The 15,373-nt window shown below is 60.9% G+C and carries 14 protein-coding genes; 9 read left to right on the forward strand and 5 right to left on the reverse strand.

What is annotated here, in order from left to right; genetic code table 11:
* Nucleotides 1–28: 28 nt before the first annotated feature.
* Both prpB and CAF77_RS16770 read right to left on the reverse strand, forming a co-directional pair.
* Nucleotides 29–919, reverse strand: a complete 891-nt coding sequence (gene prpB, locus CAF77_RS16765) for a methylisocitrate lyase (RefSeq protein ID WP_064378741.1) — start codon at nucleotides 917–919, stop codon at nucleotides 29–31.
* Nucleotides 916–1,638 carry a GntR family transcriptional regulator gene (locus tag CAF77_RS16770; RefSeq protein ID WP_169432611.1) on the reverse strand — a complete coding sequence of 241 codons (723 nt, stop codon included), beginning with the start codon at nucleotides 1,636–1,638 and terminating at the stop codon, nucleotides 916–918. Before CAF77_RS16770 ends, prpB begins: the two co-directional genes overlap by 4 nt.
* Before the next feature lie 300 nt (nucleotides 1,639–1,938).
* Between CAF77_RS16770 and CAF77_RS16775 the strand changes: the two genes are divergently transcribed.
* From CAF77_RS16775 to pabB, 4 genes are all read left to right on the forward strand, one after another.
* On the forward strand, nucleotides 1,939–2,475 hold the full coding sequence (locus CAF77_RS16775; RefSeq protein WP_011333239.1) for an ATP-dependent zinc protease: 537 nt from the start codon (nucleotides 1,939–1,941) through the stop codon (nucleotides 2,473–2,475).
* 5 nt (nucleotides 2,476–2,480) lie between these two features.
* Nucleotides 2,481–4,016, forward strand: a complete 1,536-nt coding sequence (locus CAF77_RS16780; protein ID WP_039769978.1) for an inactive transglutaminase family protein — start codon at nucleotides 2,481–2,483, stop codon at nucleotides 4,014–4,016.
* The gene (locus CAF77_RS16785) at nucleotides 4,016–5,002 is read left to right on the forward strand and encodes an alpha-L-glutamate ligase-like protein (RefSeq protein ID WP_064378740.1); all 987 of its coding nucleotides are present in this window, start codon (nucleotides 4,016–4,018) and stop codon (nucleotides 5,000–5,002) included. The genes CAF77_RS16780 and CAF77_RS16785 overlap by 1 nt, the downstream gene beginning before the upstream one ends.
* A gap of 227 nt (nucleotides 5,003–5,229) precedes the next feature.
* Nucleotides 5,230–6,573: an aminodeoxychorismate synthase component I gene (pabB, locus tag CAF77_RS16795; RefSeq protein WP_085655254.1), complete on the forward strand. Its 1,344-nt coding sequence runs from the start codon at nucleotides 5,230–5,232 to the stop codon at nucleotides 6,571–6,573.
* A gap of 123 nt (nucleotides 6,574–6,696) precedes the next feature.
* Here the strand turns inward: pabB and thrH are convergent, their stop codons facing one another.
* Complete coding sequence (thrH, locus tag CAF77_RS16800) at nucleotides 6,697–7,314, reverse strand: bifunctional phosphoserine phosphatase/homoserine phosphotransferase ThrH (RefSeq protein WP_064378738.1); 618 nt, start codon at nucleotides 7,312–7,314, stop codon at nucleotides 6,697–6,699.
* Between the two features lie 161 nt (nucleotides 7,315–7,475).
* On the opposite strand from thrH, the gene CAF77_RS16805 reads away from it, so the two are divergent.
* From CAF77_RS16805 to CAF77_RS16815, 3 genes are all read left to right on the forward strand, one after another.
* Nucleotides 7,476–8,210 (forward strand): phosphoadenylyl-sulfate reductase, encoded by a 735-nt coding sequence (locus tag CAF77_RS16805; protein ID WP_007960132.1) that lies wholly within the window; start codon nucleotides 7,476–7,478, stop codon nucleotides 8,208–8,210.
* 504 nt (nucleotides 8,211–8,714) lie between these two features.
* Nucleotides 8,715–10,259: an NCS1 family nucleobase:cation symporter-1 gene (locus CAF77_RS16810; protein ID WP_085655255.1), complete on the forward strand. Its 1,545-nt coding sequence runs from the start codon at nucleotides 8,715–8,717 to the stop codon at nucleotides 10,257–10,259.
* Between the two features lie 54 nt (nucleotides 10,260–10,313).
* Nucleotides 10,314–11,042, forward strand: coding sequence for an aspartate/glutamate racemase family protein (locus CAF77_RS16815; RefSeq protein ID WP_085655256.1), 729 nt, complete (start codon nucleotides 10,314–10,316; stop codon nucleotides 11,040–11,042).
* On the opposite strand, the gene CAF77_RS16820 is transcribed toward CAF77_RS16815, so the two are convergent.
* Nucleotides 11,011–11,952: a LysR family transcriptional regulator gene (locus CAF77_RS16820; protein WP_085655257.1), complete on the reverse strand. Its 942-nt coding sequence runs from the start codon at nucleotides 11,950–11,952 to the stop codon at nucleotides 11,011–11,013. The genes CAF77_RS16815 and CAF77_RS16820 overlap by 32 nt on opposite strands.
* 125 nt (nucleotides 11,953–12,077) lie before the next feature.
* On the opposite strand from CAF77_RS16820, the gene CAF77_RS16825 reads away from it, so the two are divergent.
* Entirely contained in the window at nucleotides 12,078–12,824 is a 747-nt protein-coding gene (locus CAF77_RS16825; protein ID WP_085655258.1) for a 3-oxoacyl-ACP reductase family protein, read from the forward strand.
* Between the two features lie 77 nt (nucleotides 12,825–12,901).
* Here the strand turns inward: CAF77_RS16825 and CAF77_RS16830 are convergent, their stop codons facing one another.
* The gene (locus CAF77_RS16830; protein ID WP_085655259.1) at nucleotides 12,902–13,597 is read right to left on the reverse strand and encodes an HAD-IA family hydrolase; all 696 of its coding nucleotides are present in this window, start codon (nucleotides 13,595–13,597) and stop codon (nucleotides 12,902–12,904) included.
* 249 nt (nucleotides 13,598–13,846) lie between these two features.
* Here CAF77_RS16830 and CAF77_RS16835 point away from each other — a divergent pair.
* A partial coding sequence (locus CAF77_RS16835) for a DUF6531 domain-containing protein (RefSeq protein ID WP_256577984.1) occupies nucleotides 13,847–15,373 on the forward strand: 1,527 nt, incomplete at its 3' end.

Raw genomic sequence — 15,373 nt, forward strand, 5'->3', positions numbered from 1 at the left:
TGAATTTATTAGGGAGTACGGTTGCGGCTTACTTCTTCGCCGCAAACAACGCGTCGAGCTTCTGCTCGAAAGTGTGGTAATCGATGCGATCGTAAAGCTCCATGCGAGTCTGCATGGTGTCGATGACATTCTGCTGAGTGCCGTCGCGACGGATCGCGGTGTAGACGTTTTCCGCAGCCTTGTTCATCGCGCGGAACGCCGACAGCGGGTACAGCACCAGCGAAACGTCGGCGCCGGCCAGTTGCTCGGTGGTGTACAGCGGCGTCGAGCCGAATTCGGTGATGTTGGCCAGAATCGGCGCTTTCACGCGGCTGGCGAACAGTTTGTACATCTCAAGCTCAGTGATGGCTTCCGGGAAGATCATGTCGGCGCCGGCCTCGATGCACGCGGCGGCGCGATCCAGTGCCGATTCCAGACCTTCAACGGCCAGCGCATCGGTGCGGGCCATGATCACGAAGCTGTCGTCGGTGCGGGCATCGACGGCGGCCTTGATGCGATCGACCATTTCCTGCTGGGTCACGATTTCTTTGTTCGGACGGTGGCCGCAGCGCTTGGCGCCGACCTGGTCTTCGATGTGAATCGCCGCCGCGCCGAACTTGATCATCGACTTGACGGTGCGGGCCACGTTGAACGCCGACGCGCCGAAACCGGTGTCCACGTCCACCAGCAGCGGCAAGTCGCAGACGTCGGTGATGCGGCGCACGTCGGTCAGCACGTCATCCAGGCCGGTGATGCCCAGGTCCGGCACGCCGAGGGAGCCGGCAGCCACCCCGCCACCCGACAGGTAGATCGCCTTGAAACCGGCGCGCTTGGCCAGCAGCGCGTGGTTGGCGTTGATCGCCCCGACCACTTGCAGCGGATGTTCGCTGGCGACCGCATCGCGGAAACGCTGGCCTGGAGTGCTCTTGCTGGAACTCATGACTCACCTCGTTCAGTGGCTGTCTTATTGTCGGCGCCGTCCTGGTAGTGACGGGCGATGTTGCGTTTCGAGGCGCCGATGTGACGGCGCATCAACAATTCCGCGAGCTCGCCGTCACGGTCGGCGATGGCATCGAGAATCCGGTGGTGTTCGGCAAAGGCCTGGCGCGGGCGGTTGGGCGTGGTGGAAAACTGGATGCGGTACATGCGCACCAGTTGATAGAGCTCGCCGCAGAGCATTTGCGTGAGGGTGCGGTTGCCGCTGCCCTGGATGATCCGGTAATGAAAGTCGAAATCGCCTTCCTGCTGGTAGTAGCCGACGCCAGCCTGAAAGGCTGCATCGCGTTCATGGGTTTCCAGCACCCGGCGCAGTTCGTCGATTTCTTCGACGCTCATGCGCTCGGCCGCCAGACGGCAAGCCATACCTTCGAGGGATTCGCGGATTTCGTAGAGTTCGAGCAATTCGGCGTGGCTCAGCGACACCACCCGCGCACCGACGTGCGGTACGCGCACCAGCAGGCGCTGGCCTTCCAGACGATGGATCGCCTCGCGCAGCGGCCCGCGGCTGATGCCGTAGGTGCGCGCCAGTTCCGGCTCGGAGATCTTGCTGCCCGGAGCGATCTCACCTTTGACGATGGCCGCCTGAATGCGCCGGAAGACGTTTTCCGAGAGCGTCTCGGAATCGTCACCGCTGATCACCGGAGGATCGAGTTGATCCAGCATATTGTCGACACCTTAAAATCCAATGCGGCAAAAACTAGCGAATCAGCCCGCATCAGTCAAAGGATAAATACAGATTGTCGACAATCGTCTAATAAGCCCGCGTATCAACCCCAAGGGTTATAGACCGCCCCCGGCGCTGGCGCCATAAAACCACCGTGCTAGAATGCCGCCCGCATTTGCGAGTCATTTGCACGGCTTGTCATAAAAAGCTGATAGGCACACGAAGGCGCATGGGCAGACAGGATTTCCTGATGCCATGGCCCTGAACCGAGAACGGAACGCTGCTCGCCAGGATTTATGAGACTCAAGCCCTTCCCCACATTCTTTGCACTGTTTTGCCTGCCCGGCCTCGCCGCGGCGGGGGAAAAGACCGTGTACGGCCTCAACGAATACGCTGCGCTCGACGGGATCAACCTGGAAGTGGCGGCGAAACTCGACACCGGGGCGAAAACCGCCTCCCTGAGCGCCCGCGACATCAAACGCTTCAAACGCAACGGCGAGTCCTGGGTACGTTTCTACCTGGCCATCGACGCCGCGCATTCGCACCCGATCGAACGGCCGCTGGCCCGGGTCAGCAAGATCAAGCGCCGCGCCGGCGACTACGACCCGGAAGAAGGCAAGAAGTACACCGCCCGCCCGGTGATCGAGCTGGACATCTGCATGGGTTCGGCAATGCGCAGCATCGAAGTGAACCTGACCGACCGTAGTGCGTTCCAATACCCGCTTTTGATCGGCTCCGAGGCGCTGAAACGCTTCGATGCGCTGGTCGATCCCAGTCTTAAATACGCTGCCGGCAAACCCGCCTGCGCCATCGCCGCTCATACCGCCGAGTAATTTCCATGCGTTCTCTAACCTTCCACCTGAAAGTCCTGATCACCATCCTGGTGTTGCTGGGCGTTTCGGTTACGGCCTATCAGATTTTCGTGCTCGGCATCCCGGTGACCGAAGACGCCACCGACGACCTGTGGAACATCGACGCCAAGGTCGAGTTCGTCGCCAGCACCAAGGATCCGGTGAAGATCCAGATGTTCGTGCCGCCCCTGAGCCGCGATTACGTCAGCCTCAATGAAAGCTTCATCTCCAACAACTATGGCGTGGCGGTCAACCGTGTCGACGGCAACCGCAAGGTCACCTGGTCGGCACGCCGGGCCAAGGGTAACCAGACCCTTTATTACCGTCTGGTGCTGACCAAGCGCTACACCGCTGAAAAAACCAAGGTCAAAGGCCCGACCTTCCGCGACAGCATGGCCATCGAAGGCCCGGAAAAGATCGCCGCCGAAGCCCTGCTCGCGCCGATCCGCCAGCACTCGGCCGACGTCGAGACCTTCATTGGCGAGGCAATCAAACGCGTCAACAACGTCAACGACGACAACGTGAAACTGCTGCTGGCCGGCGATCCGTCGACGCCGCACAAAGCCAAAATCGTCGAACTGCTGCTGTCCATCGCCCACGTACCGGTGGAAAAAGTCCACACCATCCGTCTCGTCGCCGATCAGCCGCAAACCCCGGAACTGTGGCTGCGCAGCTTCAATGGCACCGACTGGCTGTATTTCAACCCGGAAACCGGCGAGCAAGGCCTGCCGACCGATCGCCTGCTGTGGTGGAGCGGTGATGAAAACCTGATCACCGTCGACGGCGGCAAGAAAGCCAACGTGACCTTCAGCCTGAACAACAGCGAGATGAACGCAATTCGTCTGGCCAAGCTGACCGACGAGAATACCGACGCCAACTTCCTCGAATACTCGCTGTACGGCCTGCCGCTGCAAACCCAGCAGACCTTCATGATCATGGTGATGATCCCGATCGGCGTGCTGGTGATCCTGATCCTGCGCAACCTGATCGGCCTGCAGACCCTCGGCACGTTCACACCGGTGCTGATCGCTCTGGCCTTCCGCGAAACGCAACTGGGCTTCGGCATCCTGCTGTTTACCGTGATCACCGCGCTCGGCTTATCGCTGCGCTCGTATCTGGAACACCTGAAGCTGCAAATGCTGCCGCGTCTGTCGGTGGTGCTGACCTTCGTGGTGGTGCTGATTGCGGCGATCAGTCTGTTCAGTCACAAGCTCGGTCTGGAGCGCGGCCTGTCGGTGGCGCTGTTCCCGATGGTGATTCTGACCATGACCATCGAACGCCTGTCGATCACCTGGGAAGAACGCGGTGCAAGCCATGCCATGAAAGTGGCGATCGGCACGCTGTTCGCGGCGTCCCTGGCGCACCTGATCATGACCGTTCCGGAGCTGGTGTACTTCGTGTTCACCTTCCCGGCGATCCTGCTGATTCTGGTGGGCTTCATGCTGGCCATGGGTCGCTATCGCGGCTACCGCCTGACTGAACTGGTGCGTTTCAAGGCTTTCCTGAAGAAGGCTGACGCCTGATGTTCGGTTTCTGGAAGACCTGGAAGGCCCTGGAAGCCCGGGGCATCATGGGCATCAATCGGCGTAACGCCGACTACGTGCTCAAGTACAACAAGCGCAGCCTGTACCCGATCGTCGATGACAAGATCATCACCAAGGAGCGCGCGATCAAGGCCGGCATTCACGTGCCGGAACTGTATGGCGTGATTTCCACGGAGAAAGAAATCGACAAGCTCGGCGAGATCATCGGCGGGCGCAGCGACTTCGTGATCAAGCCGGCCCAGGGTGCCGGCGGTGACGGCATCATCGTCATCGCCGACCGTTTCGAAGGCCGTTATCGCACGGTATCGGGCAAGATCCTCAGCCACGAAGAGCTGGAGCATCATATTTCCAGCATCCTCACCGGCCTGTATTCGCTGGGCGGCCACCGCGACCGGGCGCTGATCGAGTATCGGGTGACCCCGGACCAGATCTTCAAGAGCATCAGCTACGAAGGCGTGCCGGACATCCGCATCATCGTGCTGATGGGTTACCCGGTGATGGCGATGCTGCGGCTGCCGACCCGTCAGTCCGGCGGCAAGGCCAACCTGCACCAGGGCGCCATCGGCGTCGGGGTCGACCTGGCCACCGGCCTGACCCTGCGCGGCACCTGGCTGAACAACATCATCGCCAAACACCCGGACACCACCAACGCGGTGGACGGTGTGCAATTGCCCTACTGGGACGGATTCATGAAGCTCGCCGCCGGTTGCTATGAGCTGTGCGGCCTGGGTTACATCGGCGTGGACATGGTGCTGGACCAGGAGAAAGGCCCGCTGATTCTGGAGCTGAATGCACGGCCGGGGCTGAATATCCAGATTGCCAACGATTGCGGACTGACGTTGCGCACCCATGCGGTGGAAGCGCATCTGGAAGAGCTCAAGGCACGTGGTGTGACTGAAACGGTTGAAGAGCGCGTGGCGTTTGCTCAGGAGTTATTTGGGCATATTCCGGCGGTCGAGGGCTGACTTCTCTTTCATGATCGTTCCCACGCTCCGCGTGGTAACGCCGCCATGGACGCTCTGCGTCCACTGTGACGCTGAGCGTCACGGGATGCATTCCCACGCGGAGCATGGGAACGATCAAGTCGCGTGGCTCTGCCGCCAATCTGCCAATCCCCGACATCCCCTCTAGGAGCAATTCCCGGAGGGGACTACAATCCCCACCCCGCCTCGATGGCCGATCTGCCCCGCCCATGTTGACCTGTTCCGTACACCCGCTGCCCTACCGCGCCAACCCCGCCGACTATTTCGCGGCCGTCCGCCATGCGCCCGGCGCCGTGCTGCTCGACAGTGGCCGGCCGAGTGCCGACCGTGGCCGTTATGACTTGCTCAGCGCCTGGCCGCTGGAACAACTGGCGGTGTTGCCGGACGAACGCGGGGAAGATTTCCTGCAACGCCTACGGACCAATCTGACCCGCTTGGGCGACGCGCAACTGCCCGACGACTACGAATTGCCCTTCGCTGGTGGCCTGATCGGTTACCTGAGTTACGACTTCGGCCGGCATCTGGAAAACCTGCCGAGTCAGGCCCTGGATGACCTGCAATTGCCCGATGCGCGTTTTGGACTGTACGACTGGGCCTTGATCAGCGATCACCAATCGGCCACCAGCCAGCTGGTGTTCCACCCGTCGGTCAGCGCCAGCGAGAAACAGCGGCTGATCGATGTATTCAGCCAATCAGTGGGCACGGAACTGACCCCGTTCAAGCTGAACAGCCCGATGGCGGCTGATCTCTCAGCCGACGAGTACCGTCAAGCGTTCGAACGCATCCAGCATTACATTCAGGCCGGCGACTGCTATCAGGTCAATTTCGCCCAGCGTTTCCGCGCGCCGTGCCAGGGCGATCCATGGCTGGCCTACTGCAAACTGCGTGAGGCCTGCCCGACGCCGTTTTCCGGGTTCCAGAGCCTGCCCGACGGCAACGCCGTGCTGAGCCTGTCGCCCGAGCGTTTCGTCAAAGTCAGCCAGCGCCAGGTGGAAACCCGCCCGATCAAGGGCACCCGCCCCCGTGGCGCGACCCCGGCCGAAGACGCAGCGAACGCCGCCGAATTGCTGGCCAGCCCCAAGGACCGCGCGGAAAACCTGATGATCGTCGACCTGCTGCGCAATGATCTGGGCCGCACCTGCCGTATCGGCTCGGTGCGAGTGCCAGAGCTGTTCAGCCTGGAAAGCTATCCGAACGTGCATCACCTGGTCAGCAGCGTGACCGGTGAGCTGGCGCAGGATCGCGACGCCCTGGACCTGATTGCCGGCAGCTTCCCCGGCGGCTCGATCACTGGCGCGCCGAAGATCCGCGCGATGCAAATCATCGACGAACTTGAACCGACCCGACGCGGTTTGTATTGCGGTTCGTTGCTGTATCTGGATGTGCGCGGCGAGATGGACAGCTCCATCGCGATCCGCAGTCTGTTGGTGAAGGATGGGCAGGTGTGTTGCTGGGGCGGTGGCGGGATCGTCGCCGATTCTGACTGGGAAGCGGAGTATCAGGAATCGATCACCAAGGTCAGAGTCCTGCTCGAAACCCTGCAGAACCTCTGACGTTTGTTGATCGTTCCCACGCTCTGCGTGGGAATGCAGCCCGGGACGCTCTGCGTCCCAAAGCGGACGCAGAGCGTCCATTGAGGCATTCCCACGCAGAGCATGGGAACGATCATCAGGTGGCTAAAGGGATAAGTCGCGGTCCGAGGCTTTGAGGAATTCCTGCTTCAACTCGGCAAACGTATGCACCGCCGGAAACTGCGGAAACTCGCGAATCACGTTATCCGGCGCATGGAACAGAATCCCCGCATCCGCCTCGCCCAGCATGCTGGTGTCGTTGTAGGAATCCCCCGCCGCAATCACCCGGTAATACAAACTCTTGAAGGCCAGAACCGACTGCCGCTTCGGATCTTTCTGACGCAACTGGTAGCTCGTCACCCGCCCGCTGTCATCGGTAATCAGTCGGTGGCAGAGCAAGGTCGGAAAGCCCAGCTGACGCATCAGCGGCTGGGAAAACTCGTAGAAGGTGTCCGACAGAATCACCACCTGGAAACGCTCGCGCAGCCAGTTGACGAACTCCACCGCGCCGTCCAGCGGCTTGAGCGTGGCGATCACTTCCTGAATGTCCGAAAGCTTCAGGCCATGCTCATCGAGGATGCGCAGGCGCTGTTTCATCAGCACGTCGTAGTCGGGAATGTCCCGGGTGGTGGCCTTGAGCGATTCGATTCCGGTTTTTTCGGCGAAGGCGATCCAGATTTCCGGTACCAGCACCCCTTCAAGATCAAGACAGGCAATTTCCACAGGACACTCCATTTGTAATGTTTATTGAGCCGAGCGAGCCCGAACTCTAGCGGCTCGACCTGGAGCGCGCAACGCAGAGGCTGCCCCGGCGCGCGTTGCTTTTTGTTACCATCGCGCCATATAGAGCGCCCAGCGCCACCGACCTGTAGGAAGCCGCCCTGATGAGCCCAACGTTCGACGTCGTGGAACTCGCCACGACCTATGCCAACAAATCCGCGCAGGACATCCTCAAACTCGCGTTCGCCGAGTTCGGCGATGACCTGTGGATATCTTTCAGCGGCGCCGAGGATGTGGTGCTGGTGGACATGGCCTGGAAGCTGAACAAGAACGTCAAGGTGTTCAGTCTCGACACCGGCCGCCTGCATCCGGAAACCTACCGTTTCATCGATCAGGTGCGCGAGCACTACAAGATCGATATCGAACTGGTCTCGCCGGACTACACGAAACTTGAACCGTTCGTGAAGGAAAAAGGCCTGTTCAGTTTCTACAAGGACGGTCACGGCGAATGCTGCGGGATCCGCAAGATCGAGCCGCTGCGCCGCAAACTGTCCGGCGTCAAAGCCTGGGCCACCGGCCAGCGTCGCGACCAGAGCCCTGGCACCCGCAGCGCCGTGGCGGTGATGGAAATCGATACAGCGTTCTCCACCCCGGAGCGCACCCTGTACAAGTTCAACCCGCTGGCGCAGATGACCAGCGAGGAAATCTGGGGCTACATCCGCATGCTGGAGCTGCCGTACAACAGCCTGCACGAGCGCGGCTTTATCAGCATCGGCTGCGAACCGTGCACTCGTCCTGTCCTGCCGAACCAGCACGAACGTGAAGGTCGCTGGTGGTGGGAAGAAGCGACCCAAAAAGAATGCGGGTTGCATGCCGGGAACATCATCAGCAAGGCATAAGCATCTCTGTTGCCCTGTGGGAGCAAGTCAGCTCCCACAGTGTTCACCACCCGTTTTGAAAAATGTGTACACACGAATGTCACCATCGGTGCCATTTATGTGTGCACTTTTCGTTTCTGCGCCCCGAAAAGTTACATCAAGCTCCAAAAACACTCCCTCCTCGCGCCCGCCGAAATCCCTCCCGAAAAATAAATACCTGTTCGAACGGTCAATTTATATCGCCCGTATTTCAACGACTTGGCTCGCCTCAATAACTTTTCGAAATCAGCGATGGTTTTCATAGATCGCCGACTGGCACAGATCTGGCTTTAGTGCATACATGTTTTGTATACAAAACCGCAAAACATGAACCCACACTTTCGATCCGCAAGCCTGAAGCGCCCTATCCCGTACAGGCTGCAGATGCCCCGTAACCAGTGATGTTTTCACCGCCGCGACGAAGATCTGCCGAGCCCGAACGCTCATGCACAGTCATCGCGGCCCGAACATCAGGAGCCTGCCGGAATGCGTACGAGTCTCTCCAATAACAACATCGCGCTGAATCTGCCCGCCTCTTCCCCCCTCGACCACAGCGTGCCCGGTGACGGCATCGCCGAACCGCTGCAACTGAGCCCGCGTCTGCACAACAGTGACCTCGCGCCGACCAAGGTCGAAGGGCGGCGCTGGGGCAAATACAGCATCTTTGCCCTGTGGACCAACGATGTGCACAACATCGCCAACTACTCGTTTGCCATCGGTCTGTACGCCCTGGGCCTGGGCGGCTGGCAGATCCTGCTGTCGCTGGGGATCGGCGCGGCGCTGGTGTACTTCTTCATGAACCTGTCCGGTTACATGGGGCAGAAAACCGGCGTGCCGTTTCCGGTGATCAGCCGGATCAGTTTCGGCATTCACGGGGCGCAGATTCCTGCATTGATCCGGGCGGTGATCGCCATCGCCTGGTTCGGCATTCAGACGTACCTGGCATCGGTGGTGTTTCGCGTGTTGCTCACGGCGATCCATCCCGGTTTCGCCGACTACGACCACAACTCGATCCTCGGCCTGTCGAGCCTGGGCTGGGTGTGTTTCGTGGCGATCTGGTTCGTGCAACTGGCGATTCTGGCCTACGGCATGGAAATGGTCCGCCGCTACGAAGCCTTCGCCGGGCCGGTGATTCTGCTGACCGTCGCCTGCCTCGCCGCGTGGATGTACACCCAAGCCAACGCGACCATCGCCTGGTCAATCCGCGAACCGCTGACCGGCGGCGAGATGTGGCGCAACATCTTTGCCGGCGGCGCCTTGTGGCTGGCGATCTACGGGACGCTGATCCTCAACTTCTGCGACTTCGCCCGCTCTTCGCCGTGCCGCAAGACAATCAAGGTCGGAAACTTCTGGGGTCTGCCAGTCAATATTCTGGTGTTCGCCGGGATCACTGTCCTGCTGTGCGGTGCGCAATTTCAGATCAACGGCCGGATCATCGAAAGCCCGACCGAGATCATCGCCTCGATCCCCAACACGTTCTTTCTGGTGCTCGGCTGCCTGGCGTTCCTGATCGTCACCGTGGCGGTGAACATCATGGCCAACTTCGTCGCCCCGGCCTTCGTGCTCAGCAATCTGGCGCCGAAATACCTGACCTTCCGCCGCGCCGGGCTGATCAGCGCGACCATCGCCGTGCTGATCCTGCCGTGGAATCTCTACAACAGCCCGCTGGTGATCGTGTACTTCCTGTCCGGCCTCGGCGCCCTGCTCGGCCCGTTGTACGGCGTGATCATGGTCGACTACTGGCTGATCCGCAAAGGCCGGATCCACGTGCCGCAGTTGTACAGCGAACACCCTGACGGTGCGTATTACTACAGTCGCGGGGTCAACCTGCGGGCGGTGGCGGCGTTCATTCCGGCCGCTTTGATCGCCATCGTTCTGGCACTGGTGCCGGGCTTCCACAGCGTTTCGCCCTTCTCCTGGCTGATCGGTGCCGGCATTGCCGGAATGCTCTACCTGATCATCGCCAAACGCCAGCCGCACTACGCCGACGTCGACGGTGAAGCCATCGCCGTCGACAACCTCAGCCACTGAATCTTTTGGCGGCCCTTCGCGGGGCCGCAGAACCAACCGTAATAAGGACTTCCCATGCGCATTCTCGTGGTCAACGTCAACACCACCGAATCCATCACCCAGGCCATCGCCCGTTCGGCGCAGTCTGTCGCCTCCCCCGGCACGGAAATCGTCGGGCTGACGCCGCATTTCGGCGCCGATTCAGTCGAGGGCAATTTCGAAAGTTACCTGGCTGCCATCGCCGTGATGGACCGGGTGATGTCCTACGACCAGCCGTTCGACGCGGTGATTCAGGCCGGCTACGGCGAACACGGTCGCGAAGGTTTGCAGGAATTGCTTAACGTGCCGGTGGTGGACATCACCGACGCGGCCGCCAGCACCGCGATGTTTCTCGGCCACGCCTATTCGGTGGTTACCACGTTGGATCGCACCGTGCCGTTGATCGAGGATCGGCTGAAACTCTCCGGCTTGTGGGATCGCTGCGCCTCGGTGCGGGCCAGTGGTCTTGCGGTTCTGGAGCTGGAGCACGAACCGCAACGGGCGCTGGAAGCGATCGTGCATCAGGCGGAACTGGCGGTGACTCAGGATAAAGCCGAAGTGATCTGCCTCGGTTGCGGCGGCATGGCCGGGCTTGATGAGAAGATCCGTCAGCGCACCGGGGTGCCGGTGGTGGATGGCGTCACAGCGGCCGTGACCATCGCCGAATCGCTGGTGAGACTGGGCCTGTCGACCTCCAAGGTGCGCACGTACGCGACGCCACGGCCAAAAACCATCATCGGCTGGCCAGCACGTTTTGCGCGTTAAAGCGCTCGGCGAGGTCCAGGATTGAAAACTGTTCGATGACGAAATCGACGAACGCCCGGGTCTTGCCCGGCAGCAGTTTGTGTTCGGCGTAATAAATCGAGATGTTGCCGTCGTCGACGTACCAGTCCGGCAGGACCCGCTGCAACGTCCCCGCCTCAAGATAGCCGACGGCGAACGGCATGCTCACCAGCGCAATCCCCAACCCCTGCGCCGCCGTGGCGCAGGCGGCTTCGGAATCACTCATGGTCATTCGTGCCTTGAGGGTCAGCGGGCTGTGTTGCCGGGTGCGATGCGTCAACTGCCAGGAGCGCACACGCCCGGTCTGCGGTGAGCGGATCAGGATGCCGTCGTGCAGCTTGAGCTCGTCCGGCTCGCTGATCGGCGCGTATCGATCCAGATAATCCTTGGAAGCCACCAACACCCGATGCGCCGGTGTGAGCCTGCGCGCCACGACGCCTTGGGGCAGTTCGAAGCCACCGCCAATCGCCGCATCGAAACCCTGGCCGATCAGATCGACCTGGCGGTTATCGAAATGCCAGTCCGGGTTGATCGCCGGAAATCTTTTCAGGAACTCCCCCAGCAACGGCACGATGTACAAGCGGCCGAACACCGTGCCCATGCTGACTTTCAGCGTACCCGCCGGTTGACCGCCGGCACTGGCCAGATTGTTCACCGCGTTCTGGATGGTGGTCAGGCTGCCGCTGACCTCACTCAGAAACAATTGCCCCGCTTCCGTCAGGGTCAATCGTCGGGTGCTACGCTGGAACAGCCTCACGCCGAGGCGCGCTTCCAGTTTCGCCACGCTTTTGCCCACGGCGGCCGGCGTCAGGCTCAGGCGTCGCGCGGCCTCGGCAAAGCTGCCGACTTCGGCGCTGCGCACGAAGCATTCGATACTGCTGAAGGTTTCCATGACCGCCACTCTAAACTTTTGGTTTACACAGACTATAGCAACCACGGTCTACTCGCCCGGTAGCGAGGGGCAGATACTCGACACCACACCAAGGCAGCCTGCCTTGAAACTTCTGGAGATCGAACATGACCACTCAACACCTCAGCGGTAAAGTCGCTCTGATTCAAGGCGGCTCTCGCGGCATCGGTGCCGCCATCGTCAAACGCCTGGCCGCTGAAGGCGCCGCGGTTGCCTTTACCTACGTCAGCTCGGCCGCCAAGGCTGAAGAACTGCAAAACAGCATCACCGCTACCGGCGGCAAAGCTCTGGCGATCAAGGCTGACAGCGCCGACGCCGGTGCCATCCGCAACGCAGTGAACGCCACTGTCGAAGCCTTTGGCCGCCTCGACATCCTGGTCAACAACGCCGGCGTGCTGGCCGTCGCGCCGCTGGAAGACTTCAAACTGGAAGACTTCGACCAGACCCTGGCAATCAACGTGCGCAGCGTGTTCATCGCCAGCCAGGAAGCCGCCAGACACATGGGTGAAGGCTCGCGCATCATCAACATCGGCAGCACCAACGCCGACCGCATGCCCTTCGCCGGTGGTGGCGTGTATGCGATGAGCAAATCCGCACTGGTCGGCCTGACCAAAGGCCTGGCCCGAGACCTCGGCCCACGCGGCATCACCATCAACAACGTGCAACCCGGCCCGGTCGATACCGACATGAACCCGGCCCACGGCGAGTTCGCCGACAGCCTGATTCCGCTGATGGCCGTCGGCCGTTATGGCACGGCCGAGGAAATCGCCAGCTTCGTCGCCTACCTCGCAAGCCCGGAGGCCGGTTATATCACCGGGGCCAGCCTGACCATCGACGGTGGTTTCGGCGCCTGATTGATCGGATAGTCGATAACGAAAAACGCCGCCCCTCCTTTGACAGAGGGGCGGCGTTTTTTTTGTTCGCGATTTGATCAAGCCCAGTCGAGCGCCGGCAACCCGCAAGCACTCGGCGTGAACGCTTTCAACGTACGAAGAATCCCGTCGGCGTGTGCGTATTTTTCATCGGCCATGGCGGCATCGGGGATGGCGATGGCAGTCATGCCGGCTGCTTTCGCGGCTGTCACACCGAACGGCGAATCTTCGAACACCAGGCAATCTTCCGGCGCAACACCGAGTCGGCGAGCAGCGGTGAGGAAGATGTCCGGCGCCGGTTTGGCCGCACCGACCTCCGGGTCGTCAGCGGTGACGATGAAGTCGAACAGTGCAAACCAGTCGCCGTGCAAGGTGGTTTTCTGCCCGAACGACTGACGGGACGAACTGGTGCCGACGGCAATCGGAATCTTGTGCGCCTTGAGGTGGCGGATCAGTTCCTCGGCGCCCGGCATCGCTTGCGCGGTGGGAAAACGCTCGCGCATCAGCGGCTCGCGGATCACCAGAAATTCTTCGGCGGTGATCGGCAGGTCCAGCGCCTCGACCACATAACGGGCCAGATCGCCGGCGCCACGGCCGATGATGTTCTGCTTGATGCTCCAGTCGAACGTGCGCCCGTAACGCTCGGCAATCAGCGAGGTAACCTCGGTGTAGATGCCCTCGGTGTCCAGCAGCAAACCGTCCATGTCGAAAATCACGGCCTTGATCGGGCCAAACGCCTTCAGCGGTGCATTCATCATCGGATCCGTTATCAAAGACATCCCGCGCGACGTGGATAGCGCCGCTGCTCGGATCTGATTAAAGGGTTCAGCAGCATAACGAGCGCGGCCAAGGTTGAGCAACGGGCAATGTCGGTTGTCCGCCGAACGCCCTCCTCCACATTTAGAGAATCGCCCTACAGACATCGCCTACTCGGCTGACTTCTTTCCTGTTTGATCCCCCGCAAAGTTTCGCGCCATTCCCCTGATGCGCGCGAGTGACTGCGAATGCTTCCACCTGACCAACTCCTGAAACTGAACAACAGCATTGGTTTGCTGGTGGTCGCTGCGCTGCCCCCTGATCAGCCCGACGTCGAAAAACTGTTTCAGGAGTTTCGCCTCTGCCTCAACAACTATGACGCCTGGGCCGAGCAGTTCTGGACGGGCACCGCGTTGGATGTCGAACAGGTGTTCCAGGTCGGCAACGATGTCCGGCTCAGTGCACCGGTTGCCAGCCGCAAGCCCATCAGTTCCTCTGTCGCCATGTGTTCCGCCAGCGGCTCCCTGACACTGGTGCACATGTTCGAAGCCGCGCGGTTTGTGCCGATCGGTGATACGCCGGTGATTCTTGAACCGGTCATTTCCGATGTCGACGGTGTTTTGGGTTTCGGCGAACCGCTGCATTACACCATCGGCCCCAGCGGCATTCTCAAGGTCGACGATTGCGACCGGGGCCAGCGTTATCGCATCACCTTCTTTCCCGATGTTTCCACCGCGCATGTCCAGACGTTGTACGCCTCGTATCAGGGTCTTCTTGATGGTCTGGAAGGCTGGCTGCGTGAGGAATGGAAAGGGTTTCAACCGCAGTGGACGGAGTTTTCCAGCGCCGGTTTCACCGAGCGTTACGGGCAGTTGCAACGGGCTGACTGGCACGGTTTTGAAACTGCCCTGAATGGTGTCTGGGATGACGTGAAGCAACTGTTCGCGTTGCTCGCCGATTTGCAGGCCAACAGCGAAAAGCTTCTGCAGTATCTGTCCAGCGCTGAACTGGATGCCTTGCTTGAGGCGTCCTCCGAGGCCATCGCCAATGGTCTGCTGATGCTCAGCGATGAGCCGTTGCTGTTCATTTATCTGGCGGCCTTTACCAGTTGGCTGAAGATGCTGCCGCCGCAGTATCTGGCCGAGGTGGTGGCCGAGGTTCGCGCTGAGCTGCTGGTCAGTTTTCTGCTGATGTGTGTGTCGGGTGGCATGGGCGTGCCGCTGCGGTTAAGCACCCAGGTATTGGGCAAGATCAAGTCGCCGCGTGCGCGGGAATGGCTGGCGGCTTCGGCGTTGCGGCTGGCGGAGCTGACCTCGGCGCCTGACCTGACCCGACATGCGAGCGCTTTGAAACCGTTGATGGTCAATGCAGGTCCGGCACCGTTGCGGCCGACACCGGCTATTCCGCTTGAAGTTCGCACGGTGGATGCGCTGGTGCTGACGGTACCCAATCCGGCGGCCATTGCCCGTGACAAGTCCCACGGCATGACGCGAATGGAACGGCATGAGCCTCGCGATGAGGCTTCGGATCAGGCGAAAAATCCCAACGGTGACAGCGCCGATTGTGCATCCCGAACCTGCACCAACGGGTGTCCGGTGTCGATGGTCACCGGCGAAGAGCTGCTGACGCTGACCGATGGTGTGCTCGACGGGCTGCTGCCGTTTGAGTTCAGCCGCTTGTATCGCACCAGTGCGGTCGAGATCGATGTCGGGCTGGGGTTTGGCTGGAGTCACTCGCTGGCGCATCGGCTGGAGGTCGATGGCGCTGCGGTGGTC

The sequence above is a fragment of the Pseudomonas sp. R15(2017) genome (assembly GCF_002112685.1).
Lineage (GTDB): Bacteria > Pseudomonadota > Gammaproteobacteria > Pseudomonadales > Pseudomonadaceae > Aquipseudomonas > Aquipseudomonas glycinae.